Raw genomic sequence first — 16,666 nt, forward strand, 5'->3', positions numbered from 1 at the left:
GGGAAAGGTTTTGAAAAAGGCACTATCTTCCTACCTCAGTTATTAATGAGTGCTGAAGCAGCTAAGGCTGCATTTGCAGTTATTAAAGACTCTATGGCAGGTAAACCAAGAGAAATGAAAGGAAAAATCATCATTGCGACAGTCAAAGGTGATATTCATGATATTGGAAAGAATATCGTGAAGGTTATGTTAGAAAACTATGGCTATGATGTCATTGATCTTGGTAAAGATGTACCACCTGAACTCATTGTGGATACTGCAATAAAAGAAGATGTAAAACTAGTAGGACTCAGCGCTTTAATGACAACAACAGTAGTGAGTATGGAAGATACTATAAAACTATTGAAGGAAAAGAAGCCTGATACACTTACAGTTGTAGGTGGAGCCGTTATGACTCAGGAATATGCAGATCGTATTGGTGCAGATTGTTATGCGAAAGACGCAATGGAAACAGTGCGTTTTGCAGATAAAGTATTTGGAGGAGAATAAGAATGAAAAGAATATTTACAGTATTAACTTCTATCGCTTTAACATTTGCGTTATCATTCTCAGCCGCTTTTGCGAATGATGATGCATTTCTTAAATCACAAAATTATTTAAAGACTATTACTTTAGATAGTCCTGATGCAGTTATTGCGTATGAAGCTACAGGCATGGAAGCTGATTATAAGGCTGATGCTTTATTAAATAACTTCAAGGAAACAGATTATACTACTGCTTCTTATGGTGATTTAGCTAAGTCTATTATCGCAATCTCTTTATTAGGTGAAAATCCAAAAGATTTCAATAAGACTAACTTAGTAGAAATCTTAGAAAATAGAGTACAGGAAGATGGTACTCTTACAAATGATGTAAATGGTGGATGTGGGGCTACTATTTGGACATTAATGGCTTTAGAAACAGTAAACTCACCTAAGGTAAAAGCTGTTGCAGATAAGTTATCTACTATGGCTATGGACAATGGTGCATATTGGTATGAATATAAGGGACAGAATGCGGATCTAGATACAACTGGATGGGCTATGGAAGCATTAAGTGTTGCAGGACGTTCTACTTATGATGCAGCTATCTCAAAAGCATATACTTTTGTACAGTCTAAGTTAAAAAGTACAGATGGTTCTTATGATATTGGCTGGGGTGGAAATGCGGATACTCAGTCTTGCGTATTAGAAGGATTATCTGTTGCAGGTTATCCATTAGATACAAATGCATATAACTATTTACTTTCTTATCAGAATGAAGATGGTACATTCAATGCATTAAACTATAGTACAAATCAGTTAGAACCTAATGCTTATGCATCAGTAGAAGGTGCAAGAGCACTTGGTGTAATCAATAACGGAAGCTTTGTATTAAAAGCTAGAAAAGACTATACAAAAACTACTACACCAGTAGTGACTGAACCTGAAAAACCTACTACACCTACAAAACCTAGTACAACTACACCAGCTGTAAAGCCAGAAACAACTACAACTGAACCAAAGAAGGAAACAGTAAAAGTAGTTAATACAGGTGATAACACAAATGTGATGGCATATGTCGTTGCAGCTATTGCAGCTGTTGGTGTGATCGTATTAGTTATTAAAAGTAAAAAGAAATAATGAAGAAATTCACAACTAAACAATTAGCGATTGCCTTTGTCGCAATCGCTTTTGTCTTTATATTTGGCTTTACAGCTTATCGTGGTATAACTGGACAATTCCAGTCTCAGCCTACTATTAGTAATGAAGTAAAAAGTAGCATAAAGAAGAAAGATATTTCTAAAAAAGAAGAGACAAAACAAATAGAGTCACAAGAAGAATCAAAGAAGATTGATATAAAATCATCTGATTCTTCTAGTAAACAAGAGACTAAGAAGCAGGAAACAAAGAAAACAGAGACAAAATCTACTTCTAGTAAACAAGAGGCTAAGAAGCAGGAAACAAAATCTTCTTTTACTAAACAAGAGACAAAGAAGACAGGAACAAACAATTCTTCTAGTAAACAAGAAACCTCTGCGCCTCAACAGGTAGAACCACCTAAACAGGAAACACCTGTCAAACAAACTGTTTCAGTACAGGTGATTGGAGTAAATAGCACAATGATGCAGGGGAATATAGAAGTGAATAGTTCTTCTACAGCTTATAGTGTATTAAGAGAACTTGCGAAACAGAATGGTAAGAGTATCTCTACAAAAGGGTTTGGTTCTACTGTTTATGTATCAGGTATAGATGGATTAAAAGAATTTGATCATGGACCAAGTTCTGGATGGATGTATAAGGTGAATGGTACACCACCAAATATTGGGGCAGGAGCTTATAGGTTAAAAGCAGGAGATCAAGTCATCTGGTATTATGTCAACATTGAACAATAAGACAAGAGAAATATGTCTCATAGGTATTCTCTCTGCAGTCAATATTGCTTCTAGAGTAGCCTTACAGGCACTTCCTAACTTTAAACCTGTTACATCTATCATTATTATATCTGTACTCTTATTTGGGTTATCATTTGGAATAAAACTCACAGTAGTAACAACTATTGCATCCAATATGATTCTAGGTATGGGAACATGGACAATCTTCCAGATTCTCTCATGGGTTGTCATCTGTTTATTCACTCAATGTATCAGTGATTTCTATAAGAAAATCAACAAAGAACCCCCATTATTTCTTATGGCTCTCTATGCCTTTTTAATGGGTTATGTCTTTGGTTTTGTTGTCTCACTCGAACAATTAATTATAGGTGGTCCTGTCTGGTTTGGTATCTATTATGCCCAGGGGCTCTTATTTGATACATTCCATGCAGTAGGTAATTTTGTCTTTTATTTACTTTGTGCACCTATACTTATGCGTTTATTTAAACAGGAAATGTCTCAATATACAAAAGACTATTACAAGTGATTCAGTTGCGAATCACTTTTTTGTCATGTAATAAACATATCATCAATATCTGAAAGATACATTTTACATACGATATAGAAAGTCTATAATCACAAGTGGATGGAGGTTAAAACTATGACACCATTATTTCCACGTGTTCAAGAAGTAGAGAACATATTTCACAAAATACTCGCAAGTAAAGAAGCTTGTGCAAGACTAAGAGAAACATTCAATTCAAGTCTAGAAGACTTTCAGGGATCAGAAGAATTAAACAATGAGACCTTTTCAAAAGTCGTTCTAGATAGTTATTCAAATCAGGATATTAGTGCATTATTACTCGCTATATGTGGTAAATCTATGTTTGATTTATTACGTGATGCATATTTGATTCCTCAAACATTTCATGGTAAAGCAGGAGAAAATCCAGTGCTACTTACATCACCTCCTGGAGACCTGTTAGAAGGAAAGGACGTCTCACACCATACGATGAGACGATTTAAAAGTATCCTTTCACAACATCAGCCTGTTCCCCGTTCCCTTGTTTATCTGGCTGATGGCTATGATATAGAACGTTATTATAAACATGATGGTTCAGTAGACCAGAGAAAGACAGATGCAGTCAGAGGCATCTTACTTCTTTATGCACTTCCTGATACTAAGAAGCTTCATCTTACAACTGCGCAGGTTTATGCAATCATTTGGGATACATTCTTCAGTATTCAAAAAGAAGCACCTCTTGCTCGTGTCTATTATGGACAGGAAACAGGAGAGAAGAATGATAAAGACTATGATGAAATCGCAATATTACTTCCTACTCATTTGTTTAGAAGACAGATGGTTGAGCATATGGAAATCATTGATGGATTAGTTCTATCTTGTAGAGAAAAAATGATGGCTGAAGCCGGTAATGATAGTTTGGAGTTGTAATTATGCCTAGAATCGGATTACGTATTATTAAAACAAGTATTGCCGTCTTCATCATCATGGTATTATTCACTCTCTTTGGTGTACAGAGATCACCTTTCTATGTCCTTATAACCACAATTATCTGTATTCAGCCAGATAAAGAGAATGAAAAGAACCAGGCACTTGTAAGAGCCCTCGGCACACTTATAGGGGCTATTACAGGAGCTATTGTCATGTTTTTACAGCCTTTCATCCATATTGATCTCGCATGGGATTTGCTTAATGCGTTATTTATTATGTTGACTATTTATTTGACAGTCTTATTTAAAGTACAGCATATGGCATTTATGGCCTGTGTGGCTTATTTAAGTGTTGCAGTGATTCCCCATGCTGGTATTTCACCTTACGCATTTTTATTCTATCGTGTCTTAGATACATGTATTGGTGTTGGTGTAGGTTATCTTGTTTGTACATTACATCTACCAGTTAAAAGAAGAAATGATGTTCTCTTTGTAGCTGAACTTGATGATATGGAACAAACAGCACACCAGCAGTTAAATGACTTCAATAAGACTCAATTGAATAAAATAGTAGATGATGGTGCCCTGTTTACAATCATCACAAAAAGAACACCTGCATCCATGCAGGCAGAAATAGAACATCTTAAATTACATCTTCCAGTGATCGCATTAGATGGCGCAATTTTGTATGACGTACCAAAAAATGAATTACTTTGTACCTACCCATTATCACAAACATTAGGTACAAAGATCACTCAATTATTAGATGATAAACATCTTAATTACTTTTATCACGTTCTTAAAGACGATGTATTATTGACATATTATAATAGTTTCGACCAGTCCGAACAAATGGACTATTATGATATGATGCGTCAATCCCCTTATCGTAATTACATCTTTGGTATGCCTACACACTCATATCAACCTCTTTATATAAGTATTCTTAATACAAAAGAGATTATCTATGATATTATAGATGACCTGATAGATTTAGGATTACATAAACAATTGCGTTATTTTGTAGAAGAAGATTATTTTGAAGGCATGTGCTTACTTAAGATTCTTTCTTATGACGCCACTCCAGAAAACATGCTGGAAAGGTTAAAAGAAAAATTAGATATAAAAGAAAGTATTGTATATGGTTCATCTGATGCTATATGTGACGTTATTGTACCTGATAATGATTTCAATAGTATCGTAAAAAGTATCCATAACGAATATGAAGGAATTCAAATGAAAAGAAGACAGCCACAATAGCTGTCTTCTTTTCGTTATGGGGGGAGTCTCAATGTATATTCAATCCATGATCAATATCATGGATTTTTTTGTTTGTATACTTATTTGCAACTCCCATGATTAAAGTACTTAATAATATCGCAATAATAGTTAGAATAATATAGATCATAAGAATCACCTCTTTCATGACTATAATATACATGTAAGTTGTGTAATTCATATGTATTCTCTATGTATTTATTATGGTTTTTTACAATCCTTCTAACATATCATCAAATGTGATACCTAGAGAAAATCCAAAATGGAAATAATCATCCAAAGCATCCTGTAACTTAATAGGACTATAACCATTTCTTAAATCTAAAATATCCTGATTGACTTTAAAGAGTAAATCAACAGAACTGCTCTTTTCAGGCATTTCTTCATGATTCTTGATTTCATCAATCTGTAAGTCATACGCAATACTCATTAATAAGCGCATACCTTCAATATAAGTGTCTAAAAGAGCATTTTGATCAACCTGAGTATCTTTATCCCAGAATGTATAAACATGTCCTAGTTCTCCTGTATTATATACACATTGCATAAATGCAAGAAGTTTATGGTCAATCTTCTTAATATCTAGAATATGACCTTTAGGAATATCTAATTCTCTGTTTAATACTAACTGATATAATTTTGATAATTCATTCATTTAAATCACCTCTTATATACTATTATAGTCAATTAAAAAAGAGAATCACGTAGATTCTCTAAATAATCCCTAAACCTTCTATTAAAATCTTAATACCTATGAGAATAAGAATAATACCACCAGTGATCTGTGCTTTCTGTTGATATTTATTCCCAAATATATGACCTATATACACACCAGCTGATGAAATAATAAATGTTGTTAAACCAATAATAGAAATAGCCATGAAGATATTGATTGATTCAAAAGAGAACGTAACACCTACCGCAAGTGCATCAATAGCAGTCGCAATAGCAAGCATCAACATTGTCTTCCATGAGAAGTCATCATTTTGTTTCTCTTCTTCAAATGATTCTTTAATCATATTGATTCCAATAAATGCGAGTAATATAAACGCAATCCAGTGGTCAATAGAATCCACTAAACCACTCAATGTAGAACCTAGACAATAACCAATAAATGGCATCAATGCCTGGAATCCACCAAACCATACACCACATAACAATATATTCTTAATATATAACTTCTTTACAGATAATCCTTTACATACAGATACCGCAAAAGCATCCATGGATAACCCAATACCAATAAGTAATATTTCTATACTAGACATCTTTATACCTCAACAGGAATATAATCTTCCTTTACAACCTCATAATGCATATTGGATGCAGTCAGTTCATTAAGTTCATCTAAGAAAGAAGTATCTCTTAAATAAACATCATAATGAACTTCTTCATCATACTCAGTATTCATTAATAATAGATTCTTAGATTGTATTAAATAAGATACCTTACGGCTGAAGTGATAGTCAACACTAATACGATATAGTTTAACAAGTTCTTTATCGACTATTTCTGCTTCTTTTAATGCATCAGCAACACTATTAGTATAAGCACGAGTTAATCCTCCAGCCCCTAGTTTAATGCCACCAAAATAACGTGTTACAATCGCAATCACATTATCTATCTTTTGTCTTTGTAATACATTCAACATAGGAAGTCCTGCAGTACCTGATGGTTCTCCATCATCATCTGCTTTTTCTAAAGGACCTACTCGATAAGCAACACAGTTATGTGTTGCATCATCTTTAGAATAGAGTTCTATTAAGTCTTTGATTTCTTTTTCATCATTACATGGAATCAGGGTAGTAATGAACTCTGATTTCTTAATAATGATTGTATTTGTCGTTGTTTCTTTGATTGATCTCATAGTTTCACCCGTTCGTATTATAGCGTAAAAGTTGTAAAATAAAAAGAAATAAACTATAATGTACATAGTGAATTATCACTGATGGGGTATTAAAAATGAGTAAAATAGCGATTATTGCAGACAGTGGCTGTCAGATTGATATCAATGGAGAGCATGAAGGTATTTATATTGCACCATTATGTATTGGTCATGGTAGTCAGACATATTTAGATCAATTAGAAATTACAAGTCTTGATGTATTTAATCAGATGGAGGAAACAGATGATATGTATACAACATCTCAGCCTTCGACTGGTTCTTTAATGAAGGCTATGGAAGATGCGAAAAGAGACGGTTATGATGAGTTAATTGGGATTCCTATCGCAACTGGTTTATCATCTACATTAAATGGTATGCAGGTTGCAGCTGATACAGTAGAAATGCCTATTACTTTAATCGATTCTAAAGGAACAGCACATGTTCAAAAGAAGCTTGTTGAAGCAGCACGAAAACTAGTAGAAAAGGGTCAGTCTGTTTCTGAAATTAAAGAAAAACTTGAAGATATGGTTAAGCATTCAGGTACAATTATTTTTACACCGAACTTGAATCACCTTAAAAAGGGTGGGCGTATTACGCCTGCAGTCGCAATGCTTGGCAATATGTTGAAGCTTGTTCCAGTTATGGAATTGAATAGTGAATTAGGTGGTAAGATTGATACTTTAGGCAAAGTAAGAACAACACGTAAGGCATGTAAGATGCTTGCTGATCGTGTTGTTGAAAGAGGCGCAAATGCGAAAGATTATACATTTGCGATTGAAGATGTTCTTGCACCTGAAGAAGCTCAGCGTGTAAGAGACTATCTTGAAGAACAATTAGGTCCATGTCAAGTTACCATGAGAGAGTTACCAAGTGTTGTAGGTGCTCATATGGGAATTGGTGGTGTAGGAATCCAATTCATCAAAAATCTCGCAGAGTAGGAAGCAGATGATGAATCTGCTTTTTTTATATAGAAAGGAGGTATATATATGCAAAGAGAATTTGAAATGGTTGTACAGACAAGTGCAGCTACACAAAGCTTGCGTTATTTATTGAAAAGTGGTGATATGACGTGTATCACCAAAGGAGAAATTACTAAAAGATTAGAAGCAGCAGTTCTTTTACAGGAATTAAGCTTTCAAGCTGTTATGACAAGTGGTGAAGTCGTAGAGGATATATTGGAGAATAATTATGAGGATTATGATGAAGCATTAAGAGACTCTCTTAAGACTCATGGTATTACATTTAAAGATTATACCTTTGCGGTTACTTATAAATATGATGAAGAAGCTGTCTTTAAGCCTTTCTTCTCTAGACAATATGGTGCAGACTTAGGTTTTTCACTCCCATTAGTAGATGATATGAAATATGCGAATATGTGTGTATGTCTTGCATTAATAAAACTATCAAGAGAATATGTACGTACGAGTGTGGGTATTACCCATGATTATACGGATGTAAAACCTAGTATTCATTTGACTTTTAAGCCAGGTATATTCTTACCTAAGCTTATTACAGAAAAACCCTATACAGAACTTACATTCAATGCAGTCTATGCAGCTATATACAAGTTGCGTGCTGCGATACGTTTCTTCTCATATGATCATACAGAAGAAGCATATAAGAAGTGGATTGATGTCATAGAAGAAATGAGTACTCGACCATATGATGGTATATTAGATGATCTAGATGAACTAGATTATGTACCATCACAAAAAGAAGAACTTTATGTATATGAAGATAAGGTCAATGGTGGAGGTACAGTACAATGTTTAAATAATTCATTTTATGCATTAATACTCTGGGCTGCCATATTGACTAAAGTCATGAATGAACAGTTCTTATATGAAACAAACTACCCAGATATGAACTTATGGGATTATTAACAAAAAGAAAATTATCAAAATGCCTATAATAAGGCGCTGTCATCGTTAACTTTAACGCATAAATTCTTTCTCTTCGCTATAATAATGTTAGAAAAAAGAGGAGGGAAAGAATATGTTAGAAAGTTATAAAGAAATTACATCAATCTCATTAAATAAATTAAAGGACTATTTAGATGTCATTGATGTATATCACGATTCATTTATTGATACTTGCAGAAGTCAGAAGAAAATAGAAGGTTATATTAAGGCACACCAAAAGAAATACTTAGGTCTTGCCTTAAAGAAACTCTATGAAATTGATGATATGCAATGTTTAGAAAATCATCTCGTAATGATTGAATACTTATTTGGAGAACATCCTCGTATTCAATCATTGAATAAGAATTTATGTAACTATATGCTCCATAATGGATTACCATTAGATGTATACCGTATTGTGAGACATTTGATGCCTTTCTCATATCTTGCACTTATCTCTTTATTAGTAGATAAAGAAGTGATTACTTATGCACAGGCTGCTTACTTTTCTTTAGTAGAAGAAGATATAGAAGGGGCTTATGAATACTTAGAGAATTGTGTTGAGGAACCAGATGAATCACTTCTAAATTTTTATGCATCTTATGACTTAATTGGTTATTTCCAGCTTGTGGATCATTATAGTAAAAAGGTATCTTACCAGGTATCAGGAGGCATAAGATGGGAGAAAAAATGTGGGCTGTCTTCTCATTATTGATGAATTCAGAGGAATGCATCAGTGCAGAAGATATACAGCATCAATTAGAAGAAAAAGGTTATGATATTGGTTTAAAAGCTGTATATGCAGTGATTAAACAGATCAATGTATTTACATCTTTAATGTTTGGAAAAGAAATAATCAAAGCAGTGAGACGTTTTGGTTATATGATTGAAACAGGTTATTTTGATGAAGCACAGATACAATTACTTATTGATATGGTGAATTATCGTCAAGATCTTACAAATAATGATAAAAGAGAAATAGTTAATAAGCTTTTAAAACTTTCACCTGCTAAACAGAAGGATTATCTCATTGTACCAGAATTAGAAGATGATGATGAAGGTGTCTATTCTCTAAGTAAAAATCTAAAGATTATTACTTCCGCAATACGTAATAAGAAGGATATACGTTTCCAGTATGTAGATTATACTATTAGGGATGGACATCCTGTAGAAACATATTCTACTAAGGGTAATGCAGGTATTAATCATGAATATTATAATGTGAGTCCTTATAATACAGTGATTGTGGATGGTCATTACTATTTACGTGCTTATTATAATAAGCATAAGGACTCATTGACTACATTCCGTATTGATCGTATTAGAAAGCTAGATAAGAGCCGTACATATTATTTTGATTTTGATGATGAGGAAAAAATGAGTGAATCATTGAAACAATCACTTGCGAAGTCAATGAATAGTTTCTTTGATGGTGATGAAATTATACTACATATTAAGTTTGATGGTGTACTTATTAGAGAAGTTGTATCACGTTTAGGAAAAGATATTACCATTAACAAAACTATTGCGCCAATAGAGAATGATCATCAATGGTATGAAACACGTGTTGAAGGAATTATCTTTAATACAGGTTTAATGAACTGGATTAGACAGTTTGGTCCAATGATTATTGTGGTAGGTCCAGAGAAGCTTAAAGAAGCTATTACAGATGGATTAGAAGAGAACTTAAGCTACTATAAAAAATAGGAGTACACTATGTATATATTAAAATTATGTCAAGGTGAGTTAAGTACCAATGTTGGCTTATTTCATACAATAGAAGAAGGCAGAAAGCTTATATCTCAATTAGCTGGATATCAGTATGAAGATATTGAAGGGTTTGAGTATGAGTACTTTGATCCTACTACTGTACCTGATTATGTAGAACTAGAATATAATGGTCATATTTTACCTTTTACTACATATATGTTTATTGGTGATGGAAGAGTAGATATTTATTGGAATGAGATAGTGGACTTATCTATACCAGGAAATGGAATGATTGAAGGATCTACAAGAGTGGATGCTTATTCTATTCCTAATAATGAACTAAAGGATTATATAGAGAAAAGAGAATATAACTATAGATGTGTTAAAGAATACCTAGAATCTAAAGGATATGAGGTAGAGAGAGCTTATTTTGGTTCTGAAGATGGCGAAGCCATCTTATATACAGATTCAGATGAGTGGCATTTCTTGACACATATGGATCCTAGTTTTGTGGAATCTGAAGACATAATAAAAGACTTAGACATTTAGGTGTCTAGTTCTTTTTGCATTAAAAAAGTCGTTGTGAGCATTACACTCACAACGGCTTTTAAATTAGTCCTAAATGTCTAAATGCATTATAAAGTCCATCATCATTAACATCAGTCGTAATATAATCTGCTGCTTCTTTAATTTCAGGACCACCATTACCCATAGCGACATTATAAGCACAACATTCAAACATTGATAAATCAATCTTTGCATCACCAAAAGAAATAGTATCCTTAAAATCAGCACCAAGATGTTCCATCAATACTTCAATCGCATGTCTCTTAGTAATACCAGTAGGTCCTAAATCACCATATAAGGCTACTTCACCCTTACCACCCCATGTATTCGCTACAAGAGTAGGGAATTCTACCTTAGAATCTAAATGATCCTGATAAGAGCTTAAGATAAAGCTGATCTTATTTACGTCATCTCTATATAAATCTTCACCCTGTAAATGAATAAATCCATCCATGAACGCTTTAGAAGATTCCTTTGCTTTCTCTAGGTCTGCTCCTTTACCCTGAGCATACTTAACCATTGTTTCAGGACCTTGTTCTAACATATAGTCATTGCAGTACATACCACTATTGGCTTCTAAATAGAATCCTAAGTGTCTCTCATTACACCAATCTACAATATGTTTTACATCTTCCTTTGATAATCCTTGATGCATAACAACTTCATCATGGTCTTCTACATAAGCACCATTACCACCAATCATACCATCTAAATCACATAAATTACGCTGTAGTACTTCAGCCTTAGAACATCCTGTACAAATATATACTTTATGTCCATTTGCGCGTGCCATGTCTACTGCCTTAGCTGCTGAAGCAGGTAACTTTGCTTCATAATCAATTAATGTACCATCTACATCTAGAAATATTATTTTACCCATATTTTTCTCCTTTATATATCTACATTATATAGGAAGGAAATGTGAACAGTACCAATCAATCAAATAATGAAAAAAATGAGACTCGAATCGAGTCTCATCTTTGTTTAGTCTTCATAGCTTAAGGCTTCAGGACCTTGTTCACCAGAAGAGATTCTTACGACATTCTCTACATTATAGATAAAGATCTTACCATCACCCATATGACCAGTGTATAGAACACTTCTTGCTGCATCTACAACTGTCTGTACAGGAATGCTAGATACAACAATCTCAGCCTTTACCTTAGGCACTGACTACTCCCACATAAGAAGCTATAACCTACAATAAGAAAAGCAACAGTTCCTAAACAGAAATCCATCAAGTTCTTCATGATGATATTTCCGGCGTTCTTAGCACGGGTGAACCCTGCCTCAACCATTGCGAAGCCTGCCTGCATAAAGAATACAAACGCGGCACCAATTAAATACCATATATCAAAAACTTCAGTTAAAACCTTTGCCATAAGCACTCCCCCTTCATCATGTTTATGTTTTCTTTTTACCTTTCTGGTATGACTGCATTATACGAATAGAAAATAGTCATCTCAAAAAAACATCATACAAATATATCGGAATAAGTGAAAAAATAGACCATATATTCACGATAAAATGAATTGCCGAAAGATAATAAAAATATTATAAAGTGATAAAAAATATTAAATCATGTATATTTTTTTATTAGGGCATAAAAAATGCGATAAAAAAGAAAATCATGATATACTTTTTTTAAGGGTAATTATAAAAAAGGGGAAAGTTTTTCATAACATCCAGAAGAAGATATGGCTGCACTTATGAATAAAGCACATCATTCTCAGATTGTGACTATTGATAAAACATAACATCTTCTACACTAGAAGATGTTATGAAAGCTTTAGAACAAGCGAAACATGTTTATTTATTTGGTGTAGGTGGTTCAGCTGTTGTCTGTGATGATTTTAGACATAAACTTATGAGAATGGGGAAGCCTTCTAGTTACTATCCTGATATTCATCTACAGATGACTTTTGTACCTGCTATGACACCGTAAGATTTAGCTATCTTTGGTTCATATTGTGGAGAAACAAAAGGTATAGTCACTGCTGCTAAATAGGCAAAGGAAATGAACATCCCATCTGTCGCAATTACACAATCTGCTTATAATAAACTTGGTAAGTTAGTAGATTATGTATTAACTATTCCTTTACAGGAACAGCCATTACGTATCGGAGCGATGAGTTCTCCTTGTTCTTCACTTATTGTTGTTGATCTTCTTTACTATGGATTAGTGAAACGTAATAAAGAAGAATATGCACAAAAGATTATTAATACAAGACGTATTATTCAAGAAATGGAAAAGTAGGTGTAAGTTATGGAAAAGATAGAAAAATGGATATCAAACAACAAGGATATCGAACAGGAATTAATACGATTGAGAAGACATTTTCATGAACATCCAGAAGTAGGTCATCCTCTTCCTCAGACACAGGAATATATAGTGAAGCTGCTTGAAATGTATGGTTATGAAAATATTATTGTGAATCCAGGAGGAAGTATTGAAATACTTGTAGGACCTCATGATAAGAAGATACTTTTACTTAGAAGTGATATGGATGCATTACCTTTAGTAGAACATACAAACTTACCTTTTAAATCTATTAATGGATCTATGCATGCCTGTGGACATGATATGCATGCATCTATGATGTTGATGTGTGCCAAACTATTAAAACAGAATGAAAAGAAACTAAAAGGGCAGATCAAGATTGTTTTCCAGCCTCATGAAGAAGGACTAGTGGGTTGTAAGATGATGATTGAAGATGGGGTATTAAAGTATCCTCGTGTTGATGCTGCAGTAGGGTTACATGTTATGCCTGCCACAGAAGATAAGACAGGAACTATACGTACAATCCGTAAAGCGATGACAACAGCGTCTACAATCTTTGAAATTAATATTACAGGTAAGAGTTCACATGGTTCTATGCCAGAAAAAGGTATTGACGCACTGCGTGTGGCTGTTCATATATACCAGCAATTACAGGAAATCATTCCTAAAGAAATCAGCATGAGTCATGATGATGTACTTACAATTGGTATTATGAATGCAGGTAAAGCCCATAATATTATTCCAGAAAAAGCCTATATGAAATGTTCACTAAGAAGTTATCGTCCAGATGATCAGGAATATATTATGGGTAGAGTGAATGAATTAGTTCAAAGTATTGCTTCTATGTATCATGCCCAGGCAGGTATTACAATCTTACAGCAGGCACCAAGTGTCTATAATGATCCTGCATTACTTAAATCTATTATGGATGTAGAAAAAGATGTATTTGGTGGTTATATCAAGAAGTTAGAACTTCCTCTTACTATCTCAGAAGACTTTGGCCATATTACTGCCAATGTACCTTCACTCTTTGTTACTCTTGCTGCAGGATGTAAACAGGATGGTTATATTTATGGTCTTCATAACAAAGCTACTATCTTTGATGAAGGCTGCTTAATGTATGGCCTGTATTTCTTATATAATGCTGCAATGAATTGGAATGTGAAGTACTAAATATCTTGCATTCACAAAAAGAGAAAAGGTATAATATTTAACAATGATGAATGGGAGAAAATAAACGAAAATGAACAAGATTGATCAAAAAACAGTATATACGATTAAAGCACTTTGTGCAGATATGATTCAGAAAGCAAATTCAGGACATCCAGGACTTCCTTTAGGGGCTGCTGGGTTCACTCATGTATTATGGTCACAGGTATTAAACCATAGTGCAAAGCATCCTGAATGGATTAACAGAGACCGTTTTATTTTATCAGCTGGACATGGTTCTAGCATGCTTTATAGCTTATTACATCTATATGGTTATGGCTTAACTATGGATGATTTAAAGCAGTTTAGACAGTTAGGTTCACTTACACCAGGACATCCAGAATATGGACATACAGTAGGTGTAGATGCCACTACAGGTCCACTAGGACAGGGCTTAGGCATGGCTGTTGGTATGGCAATGGGTCAGGCTCATTTAGCCGCTGTATTTAATAAACCAGGTTATGATCTATTTGATCATTATGTTTATGCATTAGCTGGTGATGGATGTATGATGGAAGGTATCTCTTCAGAAGCATTATCACTTGCCGGTACACTTAAGTTAGAAAAGCTCATCATCTTATATGATTCAAACAACATTTCTATCGAAGGTAACACAAACATCACATTTACAGAAAATGTATCAGACAGAGTAAAGGCATTTGGTTTTGAAACATTAACTGTAGAAGATGGAGATAACTTAGATGAAGTACTTGCCGCATTAGAAAAAGCAAAAACTATTAAAGGAAAACCTAAGTTCATTGAAATCAAGACTACAATCGGTAAAGATAGTCCAAATGAAGGTTCGGAAAGCACTCATGGTGCACCATTAGGCGCAGATAACATCAAAGCACTTAAAGAAAAACTTGGTCTTCCACAGGAAGAATTCTATGTACCAGAAGACGTATATGACTATCTAGCTTCTACACAAAAACGTGTAGATGATTTATATGATGCATGGACTTCTATGCAGGATAAATACTTTGAAGAATATCCAGAAATGAAGATTGTATGGGAACAGTATTTTAACCCTGATTTTGCAAGAATCTTTAAGGATAACCCATTATTCTGGGCTAATAAACATCACAATATTGCAACACGAGCTGCAAGTGGTGAAACAATGAATCTTATTAAGAACTTTGCCCCTAACTTCATTGGTGGTTCAGCTGACTTAGGACCTTCTAATAAGACAGTATTAAATGGTGAAGGTGAATTCAGTGCAGATAACTATGATGGACGTAATATTCACTTTGGTGTAAGAGAACAGGCTATGGCTGCAGTAGGTAATGGTTTAATGTTGTATGGTGGATTAAAAGCATATGTGGCTACATTCTTTGCATTTAGTGACTATGTAAAACCTATGGCTCGTTTATCTTCATTAATGAAGCTTCCACTTACTTATGTATTTACTCATGACAGTATTGGTGTAGGGGAAGATGGACCAACACATGAACCAGTAGAACAGTTGACTATGCTTCGTGCAATGCCTAACATGTATGTATTTAGACCATGTGATGAATTTGAAACAAAAGCCGGCTGGTATGTCGCAATGAGTTCAAAAGAAACACCTACATCTCTTATCCTTTCTAGACAGGACTTACCTAAGATGGTAGGCAGTAACAGAGGTGCCTTAAGAGGTGGTTATATTATTGATGATTGTATGAGTAAGCCAGATATCATCATCATTGCATCAGGTTCAGAAGTAGACTTAGCAGTCAAAGCTAAAGAACAATTAAAAGACCCTAACTTAAATATCAGAATCGTTTCTATGCCTTGTCAGGAATTATTTAGAGAACAGTCTGAAGAATACAAGGAATCTATTTTACCATCATGTGTAGAAAATAGAATTATTGTAGAAGCAGGAAGCCGTTTATCTTGGGGTGAATTTGCAGGATTCAAAGGCAAATATGTCACTATGGATACATTTGGTGCTTCAGGTAAGCCAGCAGACTTATTCAAGGAATTCCATTTAACTGTAGAAGATGTAATCAAAGCTATCAAAGAATTCTAAACAAATTTGGGTAATTTAAAATAACTAGGGGTTTCCTAAATTT

21 protein-coding genes and 1 pseudogene are annotated in these 16,666 nt (G+C 34.0%); 15 read left to right on the plus strand and 7 right to left on the minus strand.

Annotation, left to right across the window (positions count from 1 at the left end):
• From QVO42_RS02000 to QVO42_RS02025, 6 genes are all read left to right on the plus strand, one after another.
• Positions 1-489: cobalamin-dependent protein (locus QVO42_RS02000; protein WP_288163588.1), on the plus strand; the 489-nt coding region annotated here is incomplete at its 5' end.
• 2 nt (positions 490-491) lie between these two features.
• Positions 492-1,601, plus strand: coding sequence for a prenyltransferase/squalene oxidase repeat-containing protein (locus QVO42_RS02005; protein WP_022424517.1), 1,110 nt, complete (start codon positions 492-494; stop codon positions 1,599-1,601).
• Positions 1,601-2,353 carry a DUF4430 domain-containing protein gene (locus tag QVO42_RS02010; RefSeq protein ID WP_022424518.1) on the plus strand — a complete coding sequence of 251 codons (753 nt, stop codon included), beginning with the start codon at positions 1,601-1,603 and terminating at the stop codon, positions 2,351-2,353. The genes QVO42_RS02005 and QVO42_RS02010 overlap by 1 nt, the downstream gene beginning before the upstream one ends.
• The gene (locus QVO42_RS02015; protein WP_022424519.1) at positions 2,334-2,879 is read left to right on the plus strand and encodes a hypothetical protein; all 546 of its coding nucleotides are present in this window, start codon (positions 2,334-2,336) and stop codon (positions 2,877-2,879) included. The genes QVO42_RS02010 and QVO42_RS02015 overlap by 20 nt, the downstream gene beginning before the upstream one ends.
• A 114-nt stretch (positions 2,880-2,993) precedes the next feature.
• Entirely contained in the window at positions 2,994-3,785 is a 792-nt protein-coding gene (locus QVO42_RS02020; protein WP_022424520.1) for a DUF4866 domain-containing protein, read from the plus strand.
• 2 nt (positions 3,786-3,787) lie between these two features.
• On the plus strand, positions 3,788-5,044 hold the full coding sequence (locus QVO42_RS02025; RefSeq protein WP_022424521.1) for an aromatic acid exporter family protein: 1,257 nt from the start codon (positions 3,788-3,790) through the stop codon (positions 5,042-5,044).
• 28 nt (positions 5,045-5,072) lie between these two features.
• On the opposite strand, the gene QVO42_RS02030 is transcribed toward QVO42_RS02025, so the two are convergent.
• Genes QVO42_RS02030 through QVO42_RS02045 form a run of 4 tightly spaced genes read right to left on the minus strand, consistent with a single transcriptional unit; the run spans position 5,073 to position 6,929 of the window.
• On the minus strand, positions 5,073-5,243 hold the full coding sequence (locus QVO42_RS02030; protein ID WP_022424522.1) for a hypothetical protein: 171 nt from the start codon (positions 5,241-5,243) through the stop codon (positions 5,073-5,075).
• Between the two features lie 30 nt (positions 5,244-5,273).
• Positions 5,274-5,717, minus strand: a complete 444-nt coding sequence (locus QVO42_RS02035; RefSeq protein WP_022424523.1) for a dUTP diphosphatase — start codon at positions 5,715-5,717, stop codon at positions 5,274-5,276.
• Positions 5,718-5,775: 58 nt separating this feature from the next.
• The gene (locus QVO42_RS02040) at positions 5,776-6,330 is read right to left on the minus strand and encodes a manganese efflux pump MntP (protein ID WP_022424524.1); all 555 of its coding nucleotides are present in this window, start codon (positions 6,328-6,330) and stop codon (positions 5,776-5,778) included.
• Positions 6,331-6,332: 2 nt separating this feature from the next.
• On the minus strand, positions 6,333-6,929 hold the full coding sequence (locus QVO42_RS02045) for an IMPACT family protein (protein WP_022424525.1): 597 nt from the start codon (positions 6,927-6,929) through the stop codon (positions 6,333-6,335).
• 95 nt (positions 6,930-7,024) lie between these two features.
• Between QVO42_RS02045 and QVO42_RS02050 the strand changes: the two genes are divergently transcribed.
• The 5 genes from QVO42_RS02050 (at position 7,025) to QVO42_RS02070 (ending at position 11,107) form a co-directional block, all read left to right on the plus strand.
• A complete protein-coding gene (locus tag QVO42_RS02050) occupies positions 7,025-7,885 on the plus strand; it encodes a DegV family protein (RefSeq protein WP_022424526.1) in 861 nt (286 codons plus the stop codon).
• A 48-nt stretch (positions 7,886-7,933) separates the two neighbouring features.
• Positions 7,934-8,830: a hypothetical protein gene (locus QVO42_RS02055; protein WP_022424527.1), complete on the plus strand. Its 897-nt coding sequence runs from the start codon at positions 7,934-7,936 to the stop codon at positions 8,828-8,830.
• A gap of 112 nt (positions 8,831-8,942) precedes the next feature.
• Complete coding sequence (locus tag QVO42_RS02060; RefSeq protein ID WP_022424528.1) at positions 8,943-9,563, plus strand: hypothetical protein; 621 nt, start codon at positions 8,943-8,945, stop codon at positions 9,561-9,563.
• A complete protein-coding gene (locus QVO42_RS02065) occupies positions 9,527-10,555 on the plus strand; it encodes a WYL domain-containing transcriptional regulator (protein ID WP_022424529.1) in 1,029 nt (342 codons plus the stop codon). The genes QVO42_RS02060 and QVO42_RS02065 overlap by 37 nt, the downstream gene beginning before the upstream one ends.
• 9 nt (positions 10,556-10,564) lie before the next feature.
• Positions 10,565-11,107 carry a hypothetical protein gene (locus tag QVO42_RS02070; protein ID WP_022424530.1) on the plus strand — a complete coding sequence of 181 codons (543 nt, stop codon included), beginning with the start codon at positions 10,565-10,567 and terminating at the stop codon, positions 11,105-11,107.
• 58 nt (positions 11,108-11,165) lie between these two features.
• Here the strand turns inward: QVO42_RS02070 and QVO42_RS02075 are convergent, their stop codons facing one another.
• The 3 genes and pseudogenes from QVO42_RS02075 to QVO42_RS02085 all read right to left on the minus strand — a co-directional run.
• Positions 11,166-12,005, minus strand: coding sequence for a Cof-type HAD-IIB family hydrolase (locus tag QVO42_RS02075; protein WP_022424531.1), 840 nt, complete (start codon positions 12,003-12,005; stop codon positions 11,166-11,168).
• A gap of 104 nt (positions 12,006-12,109) precedes the next feature.
• The gene (locus QVO42_RS02080; protein WP_022424532.1) at positions 12,110-12,295 is read right to left on the minus strand and encodes a P-II family nitrogen regulator; all 186 of its coding nucleotides are present in this window, start codon (positions 12,293-12,295) and stop codon (positions 12,110-12,112) included.
• A gap of 5 nt (positions 12,296-12,300) precedes the next feature.
• Positions 12,301-12,507, minus strand: a pseudogene (locus tag QVO42_RS02085) (ammonium transporter); the annotation flags it as partial.
• A 398-nt stretch (positions 12,508-12,905) separates the two neighbouring features.
• Between QVO42_RS02085 and QVO42_RS02090 the strand changes: the two are divergent.
• The 4 genes from QVO42_RS02090 to tkt all read left to right on the plus strand — a co-directional run bounded on the left by QVO42_RS02090 (position 12,906) and on the right by tkt (position 16,623).
• Entirely contained in the window at positions 12,906-13,070 is a 165-nt protein-coding gene (locus QVO42_RS02090) for an SIS domain-containing protein (RefSeq protein WP_022424534.1), read from the plus strand.
• A gap of 72 nt (positions 13,071-13,142) precedes the next feature.
• A complete protein-coding gene (locus QVO42_RS02095; RefSeq protein ID WP_022424535.1) occupies positions 13,143-13,382 on the plus strand; it encodes a MurR/RpiR family transcriptional regulator in 240 nt (79 codons plus the stop codon).
• Positions 13,383-13,391: 9 nt separating this feature from the next.
• Positions 13,392-14,579 carry a M20 metallopeptidase family protein gene (locus QVO42_RS02100; protein WP_022424536.1) on the plus strand — a complete coding sequence of 396 codons (1,188 nt, stop codon included), beginning with the start codon at positions 13,392-13,394 and terminating at the stop codon, positions 14,577-14,579.
• Between the two features lie 70 nt (positions 14,580-14,649).
• Positions 14,650-16,623: a transketolase gene (gene tkt / locus QVO42_RS02105; RefSeq protein ID WP_022424537.1), complete on the plus strand. Its 1,974-nt coding sequence runs from the start codon at positions 14,650-14,652 to the stop codon at positions 16,621-16,623.
• The last annotated feature ends 43 nt before the right edge of the window (positions 16,624-16,666 follow it).

It is taken from the genome of Catenibacterium sp. CAG:290 (assembly GCF_000437715.1).
In the GTDB taxonomy this organism is placed as follows: Bacteria; Bacillota_I; Bacilli_A; order Erysipelotrichales; family Coprobacillaceae; genus Catenibacterium; species Catenibacterium mitsuoka_A.